Annotated in this window: 5 protein-coding genes and 1 pseudogene; 5 read left to right on the forward strand and 1 reads right to left on the reverse strand. The window is 33.7% G+C overall.

Annotated features, from left to right (window positions below; genetic code table 11):
- Positions 1–105 precede the first annotated feature (105 nt).
- The 5 genes and pseudogenes from Q0138_RS00695 to tnpA all read left to right on the forward strand — a co-directional run bounded on the left by Q0138_RS00695 (position 106) and on the right by tnpA (position 8322).
- A complete protein-coding gene (locus tag Q0138_RS00695) occupies positions 106–324 on the forward strand; it encodes a hypothetical protein (RefSeq protein WP_297979533.1) in 219 nt (72 codons plus the stop codon).
- Positions 325–842: 518 nt separating this feature from the next.
- Positions 843–3065, forward strand: a complete 2223-nt coding sequence (gene topA / locus Q0138_RS00700; RefSeq protein ID WP_297979535.1) for a DNA topoisomerase I — start codon at positions 843–845, stop codon at positions 3063–3065.
- A 525-nt stretch (positions 3066–3590) separates the two neighbouring features.
- Entirely contained in the window at positions 3591–6263 is a 2673-nt protein-coding gene (locus Q0138_RS00705; protein WP_297979537.1) for an STT3 domain-containing protein, read from the forward strand.
- Positions 6264–6774: 511 nt separating this feature from the next.
- On the forward strand, positions 6775–7887 hold the full coding sequence (locus tag Q0138_RS00710) for a GTP-binding protein (protein ID WP_297979540.1): 1113 nt from the start codon (positions 6775–6777) through the stop codon (positions 7885–7887).
- An 82-nt stretch (positions 7888–7969) separates the two neighbouring features.
- Positions 7970–8322 (forward strand): annotated as a pseudogene (gene tnpA, locus Q0138_RS00715) (IS200/IS605 family transposase).
- Positions 8323–8840: 518 nt separating this feature from the next.
- On the opposite strand, the gene Q0138_RS00720 reads toward tnpA, so the two are convergent.
- The coding region (locus Q0138_RS00720) for a magnesium transporter CorA family protein (protein WP_297979542.1) at positions 8841–9267 on the reverse strand (427 nt) is incomplete at its 5' end.

The following is a 9267-nucleotide window of genomic DNA, read 5'->3' on the forward strand; positions in this document are numbered from 1 at the left end:
TAATTAATTAATAAAAGTTAATTTAATATAAGAGTTAAATCTAATTTTATTATATCTTATTTTTTTTAAAAATTAGTGATAAGCTGTTTGGATAAAGTTGATATTATGGATTTTGAAAATAAAGAAATAGACTCTGAAGAAGAAATTAGTGATAATAAATCTAATTCTGGTGAAAAAAAGATGGAAGTGTGTTACACTTGTGGAAAGGAGTTTGACATGAACTCTGATGAAGGTGCTCATTATCATTATGACAAATATCCTATGTGTGGCTACTGTTCTAACTTCTATGGCTTTTATCAAGAAGATCTGATGGATGATAAATAGTTTTTTTAAAAATTTTTATAAATTATTTTGGGATTAATCTAGTTAATATTATCCTAATTTTTCTTATTATTTGATTTTGAAAAAATCGAAACTCTTAAATATTATAGTTTAATATAAAATATTTATGATTTTGAAAAGATTGATTATTTGTTTTATTCAATTTTAACTGTTTCGATTATTTAAAATAATTGTCTTTTTTTATTTTTTTATAATCTTTTTAATCAAATTCAATCTTTAAATCTTTAATATGTGATTGTTTTAATTTATTATTCTTTAATTATTGTTTTAAGCATAATTATTGTTTGAATAAATTTATTATTAATTTTAGCATCTTTGAAATTTGGTTTGTAAATAAAGTTTTTTTCCATTTCAAATTTTCTTATTTAAATCTTTGAAATTTGGATTGTAAAGATATTTTTTGCTATTTCAAATTTTGATTTATTGTAATTAAAGAATAATCGATTAGATGATTTTTTAAAAACTAATTAAAATATAATTTTTATTTATTATGTGATATTATGCATGAAGTTATTATATCAGAAAAACCGAAGTCTGCTGAGAAGATAGCAAAGGCACTTTCTTCAAAAGCTCAAAAAAAGAAATACAATAGGAGAGTCACTTATTGGGAGTTTGAGGAAAATGGTAAAAAAACAACTGTTTTGTCTGCAGTAGGTCACTTATATTCTTTAACTTCTGCCAGTTCAAGAGATAGATTAGGCTTTGACTTGACATGGGTTCCATCATATGAAATAGATAAAAGCAGCAATTATGTCAAGGATTACATTAATGCAATTAAAAAGTTCTCCCAAGGCGCAGATACATTCGTTCATGCTTGCGATTATGATATAGAGGGAACCTTGATTGGTTATAATGCATTAAAATATGCTTGCGGCAACAATGCAGAGGCAAGGGCTTCTCGTATGAAGTTTTCAACCTTGACCAAAAAGGACATTCTTGACGCTTACGACAATATGATTGACATTGACATCCATCAGGTTGACAGCGGCATTGCAAGGCATATGCTTGACTATTACTTTGGTATGAATATTTCATCCGCTCTCATGAGAGCCATCAGAACCTCAAGTTCAAGACATATCAGCTTGTCTGCAGGTCGTGTACAGACTCCTACATTATCCATTTTGGTGGATCGTGAAAAGGAAATCAGTTCATTTGTACCTAAACCATACTGGATGATCAAGGCAACATCTGATTTTGACATTATTGCAGAACATGTTGAAGGAAAAATATTTGATGAAGAGAGGGCTAAAAAGATTTATGCTGAGTGTCAGGGTGCTGATGCTAATGTTATTAATGTAAATCTTAATGAGACCATTAGAAAACCTCCTGTTCCATTCAATTTAGGAGGATTGCAATCAGAGGCACACACTGTCTTTGGATTCTCTCCAAAAAGAACTCAGGTAGCTGCCCAAAACCTATATACTGGAGGATACACTTCCTATCCACGTACTTCATCTCAAAAACTTCCAGAATCCCTTGGATTCAAGAATATCTTTATGGGACTTGCTCAGGATCCGGAATTTAAGGAACATGTTTATGCATTGCCTGCTAAACTAAAGCCTAATGAAGGTAAAAAGGATGATGCAGCTCACCCTGCAATTCACCCGACAGGAGTATTGCCATCCGAATTGTCTCCAGATGAGGAAAAGATTTATCGTTTGATTGTTTACAGATTCATCAGTGTTTTTGCTGAAAATTCCAAACTGGAAACTATGAAAGTCAATTTCACAGTAAATGATGAGGAATTCAGCTTTTCAAGAAAAAGGGTTTCCTATGAAGGCTGGCTTAAGCATTATCCATTTAAGAAAAAGGAAAATGATGAGTTCCCTCCAATTAAAAAGGGAGATTTGCTTAAGATTCATGAAATCCTTGTTGAGGAGAAGGAAACCAAACCTCCTGCAAGGTATAATGAGGCTTCCCTTATCAAGGAATTGGAAAAACGTGAATTGGGAACAAAGGCTACCCGTGCAGACATTGTTGCTAAGCTATATGACAGAAAGTACATTGAAGGCAAGAAAATCGAGGTTAAGCCTTTAGGCATCAATATGATTGACACCTTAAACCAGTACTGTAAGGACATGACCTCAGAAGATTTGACCCGTGAGTTTGAAAGGGAGCTTGATGGAATCTTTGCAGATAAGCTTACCAAGGAACAGATTCTTGAAAACGGTGAAAAGGAAGTCAAGATCATTCTTCAGGACATTAACAATAACAAGAAGGAAATTGGTGAAAAGCTTTATGGAGCATATCAGGAAACCAATGTGGTTGCAGATTGTACTTGCGGCGGAAAATTGGTTAAGAGATATTCCCAACGTACCAAAAACACCTTCATCGGATGTTCAAACTTCCCTAAATGCAGAATTACCTATTCATTGCCTTCAGGGGCTAACATTCTCAAGAAGAAATGTCCGACCTGCGGATTGCCTATGATCTCCATTAAGAAGCAAGGTTCAAAGGGACGTGAACATGTTTGTCTAGACCCTCATTGCGGTAAGGATGTCAGCAGAAGGCGTGCTCCTGAACTTGTTGGAGTTTGTCCTGAATGTGGCAAGGATTTATTAAAACGTTCAGGTCGTTATGGTGATTTTGTAGGTTGTAGCGGTTTCCCTAAATGTCGTTTCACCTGTTCTTTAGACGAATTGAACAGTTTAGGAAAAGAAGAAGGGGAAAAGAAATCAAAGAATAAAAGTTACAATAAGGTTCTTCAAACAGAAGCTAAATAATTATTTTTGTTTGATTTAACTTTATTTTATTTTTTATTTTTTCTTTATTTTACTTTTTTTAATTTTGTTTTTATTTTAATTTATTTATTTTTCTTTTTTTATTAATTCAATCTTTAAAACTCTTTTTTCTAATTTTTAAAAAATTCAGTTTATTAGAAAATTATATATTTATATAAATATTATATTTAATTATTATTAAATTTAGATTGATTTTTAAAATTTTAATTTTTGTTTAATAATATTAATTATTTGTTATTAATAATATATTTTAAAATATATTTAATAATTTTATAAACTTTGAGGTCTTTTTAATTGATTTAAAGAAATAATTATGATTTAAATCAGTTTTAAGGCTTTTAAAATAGTTATTATTTAAAATTTAAAAATTCTATTTGGCTATTTAAAGTTATTTGTATGTTTAAAATTATCATATGGCTTTTTAGAATAGTTGCTTATCAATTTAGAATTATTATATAACTATTTGCAAAAAAATATTCGAATATTTATAATGTACGAGGATTTTTTATGGAAAATCAGAAAGTTAAAACAATATTAAAATCTGTGGTTATTATAGCTATATTATTTGTTTTAGTTTTCGCTCTTAGAGCTCAAGCTGTCGACATTAATGGGGTTCCTAATGAGCTAAAATCAAATTATGTAGACTCTGACGGTCTTCCTTATTTCAGTGAAATGGACTCATACTTTAACTTAAGGATGACCGAAAATTATATGGATCATGGATATTTCGGTGATACTCTAGTAAACGGTTCTGGTTGGGATATGCATTCATATTATCCTTCTGGAAGGGAAGTAGGTACGTACCAGCCGATGATTGCTTATGTGACTTCATTCCTTTATGGCATAGTAAACATCTTCCAGGATATGTCAATTACTGAAGTTGCATTTTGGACTGGTGCTTTCGTTGCATCATTTGCTGTAATTCCTACCTATATCTTTGTAAGAAGAATAACCAATGATTATGGTGCCATTGCTGCTACTTTAATTGTAGCTTTAGGTCCTAATTATTTCTCACACACATTTGCAGGATTTTTCGATACAGATATGTTCAACGTAACCTTGCCGTTGTTCTTCATATTGTTCTTTGTTGAGGCGGTAAGAAGCGATAAGTTATCCCATAGGATAATCTTTTCAATATTGTCTGTAGCGTCCTTGGGAATCTATTCCCTTTCATGGACAGGGTTCATGTTCTATCCTGCTGTAATGATATTGGTTATGATTGTGTTCTTTATCTTGTGCTTCTATCTCAACATAAATGTTATTGAACCAAGTAATAATTATGAAAATAAATTGGATTGGCTGGTAAATCAAAGAGAATTGTTCTCTATAATCTTCATGATTCTAATTGGATTTATCGGTTTACTTCTCACAGTTGGAATTGACGGTATACTTACAGGTATTTCTGGTCTTACCGGTGGTTTCTCCCTTCAATCCGCTGCAAATGACGTTTGGCCTAATGTACTTATTTCCGTTGCGGAAATGCAAGTTCCTAACATTGTTTCAGGCGGACTTGTAGGTGCATTCTTGGCTAATACAAACGGTGTTATTAACGGGGTTGGAGGAATTGTATGTTTCTTCGGTGTATTGATTGTACTCTACACCTTCGTTCAAAGGGTAGTAAGATTAAACTCTGTTAAGGTTAAAGGCGATACTTCCAAACCACCTAAATCTAAACGTAAAGCAACCGCTATTAGACAAGAACAAAAGAAATTCAGAGTATCCCTTAAGGATATCGGTTCCTTCGGTTCCACTGATGAAATCAATAAAAGCAAACGTCAAACTGTTTTATACTTAAGTTTATTCTTTGTATGGATTATATCATCCTTGATTGCCGTATCCCAAGGTACAAGGTTTATTCAGGTATTGGTAATTCCTATGGGTATCTGTGCAGGTATTTTCGTAGGTTACTGTGTGGATTATGTCAAGGCTAATGTAAGTGACGACAAGGTATTGCTTGTCATTGCAGTTATTGCATCAATTCTTATTGCATTGCCAATTACCCAAATCGCTTATGGTTTAGAGAATTCTCTTACCGTCGGTTTAATCGTATTGGTAATTTTGCTTGCAATTTCAGGTGTTTTAATTTATGCACGCAAAACCGTCAAGGACTCAGATGTTTCAATGAAGAAGGCTTTGGTAGTTGTTTTAATCACTCTTGCTTTAGTATCTCCAACAGTTTGTGGTGCTTATAATTCTGTTCAAGCTACTGTTCCAGGTTCTAGTGATCCAATGTGGAATGCTATGGACTTTGTTAAGGAAAATTCAACAAATGATACCATTGTAGTGTCCTGGTGGGACTTCGGTTACCTATTCCAGGTTGCATCTGACCATCCGACTAGTTTCGACGGTGGTTCCCAGACAGGGGATCGTGCATACTGGGTAGGTAAGTTGTTAACAACATCCGATTTAACTGAATCCAAGCATATATTGCAGATGTTGTCAACAACCGGAAGTAATGCTACTGAATTGTTGTGCAATTACACAGGAAGCAATGTTACTGCAGTTGAAATCCTTGATGACACACTTAAGATGAGCAAATCTAAAGCTCAATCAACAATGGTCAGCAAGTATAACTTAACTGCTGCTCAAGCTAAGGCAGTGGTAAAACAGTCACATCCAAGCAATCCTAACAATGTATCTTTAGTATTAAGTTCAGATATGATACAAAAAGCTGGATGGTGGTCCTACTTCGGTTCATGGAACTTTGATACATTAAACAGTACTAACTATCAATATTACATGGCTTCAGATTATGTAACCATTAATCCAAACAGCCAAAACAATATTACAGTTTTAAATGACAGTGGTATTTTATACAATGCTGTTGTAAAAAGAGGAGCTAATGGTACTAATGAAACTACAGCTCAAATGACTGCTGTTTGGGAAAACAATGGTAGTAAGATTGATTTAAACGGTACTGAATACAACCCTCTCAAGGCAAGTAATATTGTAGCTATTGAAAACAGTTACTTGACTGTAAATAAGACCTTGCATAATGATGGTAATTACACACTTTACCTCTTAGGTTCTGGAAATGATTATACCGCTATTTTGATGGATAATAAACTTAAAGACTCTGTCTTTACAAGATTATTCTTATTAGGTGGTGTAGGTCAAGACACATTTACCTTAAGCAATATGCAAGACGGTGTATCTGTTTGGACCTTGACTGACAACTAATCACAGAGAATAGTGATTTCAAATTAAATTAAATAAGTTATTAGATTATAAATTTTAGATTATAAATTTTTATAATTTAATTTCTTAATTTTTTCTTTTTTTATTTTTTTTTAAGCATTTTAATAATTTTTAACTAATTTTATAGTATTTAATCCTAATTTTTTAATGCAATTATTTTCTTAATTCTATTTTTACCAAATTTTAATGATTTTTTATTAATTTTCATGGTTTTGATTTTATTTTATTAATTTTCATGGTCTTTAATCCTAATTTTTTAATGCAATTATTTTCTTAATTCTATTTTTACCAAATATTTTATATGTTAATAAGGTTATAGTTATATTATAATAAATTTATTAAATTATTTTTCAAATGATTTGAAATGATTTTTTAATTTGCTTTTTTAAAAAATCAAATCTTTTAATCATTATTTATTATTGAATTTTAACAATATTATGTTAAAGTTTAATTTAAGTCTTATTCGTTTATAAAAATTAATTATGGGGAATTTATGTCTATAGAAGAAAAAATTAAAGCTATTGAAGAGGAAATTCAAAAAACACCTTATAATAAAGCTACTTCTCACCATATCGGAAAATTAAAAGCAAAAATTTCCAGACTTAAGGAGGAGCAAATAAAAAGAAGTAGCGGCGGATCTAAAGGTGAAGGTTTCCACATTAAAAAAAGTGGAGATGCTACGGCTGTTCTGGTAGGTTTTCCATCTGTAGGTAAATCAACTTTGCTTAATGAATTGACCAATGCTGAAAGTAAGGTTGGAGCTTATCAATTTACTACTTTAGAGATTATTCCTGGTGTTATGGAATATAATAATGCTCAAATTCAAATTTTTGATATTCCCGGAATTATTACCGGTGCTGCAGGTGGTAAAGGTAGAGGTAAGGAGATTTTATCTGTAGCAAGAACCGCTGACTTGATTATTGTTGTTTTGGATACATTAAACCCTCAACATTTAAATGTCATATTGAAGGAACTTAGAAATGTTGGAGTCAGGCCAAATGAGACTAAACCTGACGTTAAGATTAAAAGGACACGTAAAGGGGGAGTAAATGTTTCATCAACAGTTCCATTGACCTATTTGGATGAAAAAACAATCCGGTCTATTATTAATGAATATGGAATTCATAATGCTGACGTTTTATTCAGGGATGATGTGACCATCGACCAGTTTATTGATGTGATTGAGGACAATAAGTCCTATGTTCCAATGATGGTTCTTTTAAATAAGGTTGATTTGGTTGACGAACATTATATTAATGAGCTTAAAAAGCAGATTCCTGAATTCATTCCAATTTCAGCTGACAAGAAATTGAATATTGATGCTCTTAAGGAAGAAATCTTTGACAATTTGGACTTGGTAAGGGTTTATTTAAAGCCTCAAGGAAGAAAGGCTGATATGGATGATCCTTTGGTTATTAAGAAAGGCTCTACAGTTATTGATGCATGTGGTAAGTTGCATAGGGAATTTGTTAAAAACTTTAGGCATGCTAAGATTTGGGGTACTTCCGTTAAGTTCCCAGGTCAAAAGGTAGGTCCAGATCACGTATTGGAAGACGAAGACGTTTTTATCCCTAAGAATAAGAAGAAGGTAGCGATGAAATGGTAGTTAAGTGGAGTGAGAAATTAGCGACGACGTTAAATTTTATCATCCGCGCCGTAAGAGCATATAAGGCGCAAAATTTTTACTTATATCAGCCCGGCGAACTACAGACGTAAAGGCTTGGTCAATGGCGTTGACAGCAGATTGAAGGAGCTGATAACTCAAATTTGTCAAGAAATCCAAGTAGAGATAATCTAAATGGAAATCATGCCTGACCATGTTCATCTGTTAATAGAGGTAGACCCACAATTGGGAATTCATAAGGCGATTAAACTCATAAAGGGTAGAATGAGCAGAATACTGCGTCAAGAATTCCCGTATTTGAAGACCAAACTTCCAACGTTGTGGACAAACTCTTACTTCGTGTCAACTGTCGGCTCAGCACCCTTTTCAGTAATAAAGCAATATGTCGCCAGTCAGAAAACCTCTCAAAGGAAGTGAGAGTGTGAAATATACGAAAGGGTACCGATTTCGCCTGTATCCCAACAAGGAACAGATAATTTTGCTCAACAAAACTTTGCCTTCACAAATTGACGACTCAACTTTGTCGCGAAAACCAAACGATAGCAGTTGAATCGCTAAATATACAAGGAATGCTCAAGAATCACCATTTGGCACGAGCAATATCGGACGCTTCTTGGGGCGAATTTTTTAGGCAGTTGCAATACAAATCGTTCTCGTATGGTTGTGATGTGATAAAGGTTCCAACGTTTTACCCCTCAAGTCAGACGTGCTCGGCTTGTGGCTTTCAAAATCCGCTTGTTAAGAATTTGAGCATAAGGGAGTGGCGTTGCCCAAAATGCGCTACGCATCACGACCGCGATACAAACGCCGCCATTAACATTTTGAAAAAAGCTACCGTGGGACACACGGGAAGTTACGCTTGTGGAGAGAAAGTAAGACGCGTAAGCGCAATCTCTTTGAAGCAAGAATCCCTCTGGCTTTCGCCGTGGGGAGTGTCAACCCCAGAACATATGCTTTTTCCAAAAGATTATCGCCGCAATGATTGAGGCAAGCACGGCTATTGCAGTGACGATTATGAAACCGATAGGATTTTCAGCGAGCGGCACGGGCACATTCATTCCAAAGAAACTGGCAATGACCGTCGGCACCGCGATTATAATCGTCATGGCGGCAAGGAATTTCATCACCATGTTTTGGTTGTTCGAGATGATTGACGAGAAAATATCCGCCATTTGCGAAAGTATTTGACTGTACATCTCAACCATTTCGCGCGCCTGCTTGTTCTCAATGATAACGTCTTCGAGTAAGTCTTCGTCCTCTTCGTAGATCTCCAAAATCCCTTCGACTGTACGATTATTTCTCAAGCGCATGAGTTTATCAAAGACCGCGTCATTGGACCGTAGCGACGCATTAAAATATGTC

The sequence above is a fragment of the uncultured Methanobrevibacter sp. genome, from assembly GCF_937906425.1.
GTDB lineage: Archaea > Methanobacteriota > Methanobacteria > Methanobacteriales > Methanobacteriaceae > Methanobrevibacter.

What these genes read in the sequence shown, in the direction of transcription:
- Q0138_RS00710 (WP_297979540.1), top strand. Translation starts at nt 6,775, where the DNA reads ATGTCTATAGAAGAAAAAATTAAAGCTATTGAAGAGGAAATTCAAAAA.
- Q0138_RS00705 (WP_297979537.1), top strand. Translation starts at nt 3,591, where the DNA reads ATGGAAAATCAGAAAGTTAAAACAATATTAAAATCTGTGGTTATTATA.
- topA (WP_297979535.1), top strand. Translation starts at nt 843, where the DNA reads ATGCATGAAGTTATTATATCAGAAAAACCGAAGTCTGCTGAGAAGATA.
- Q0138_RS00695 (WP_297979533.1), top strand. Translation starts at nt 106, where the DNA reads ATGGATTTTGAAAATAAAGAAATAGACTCTGAAGAAGAAATTAGTGAT.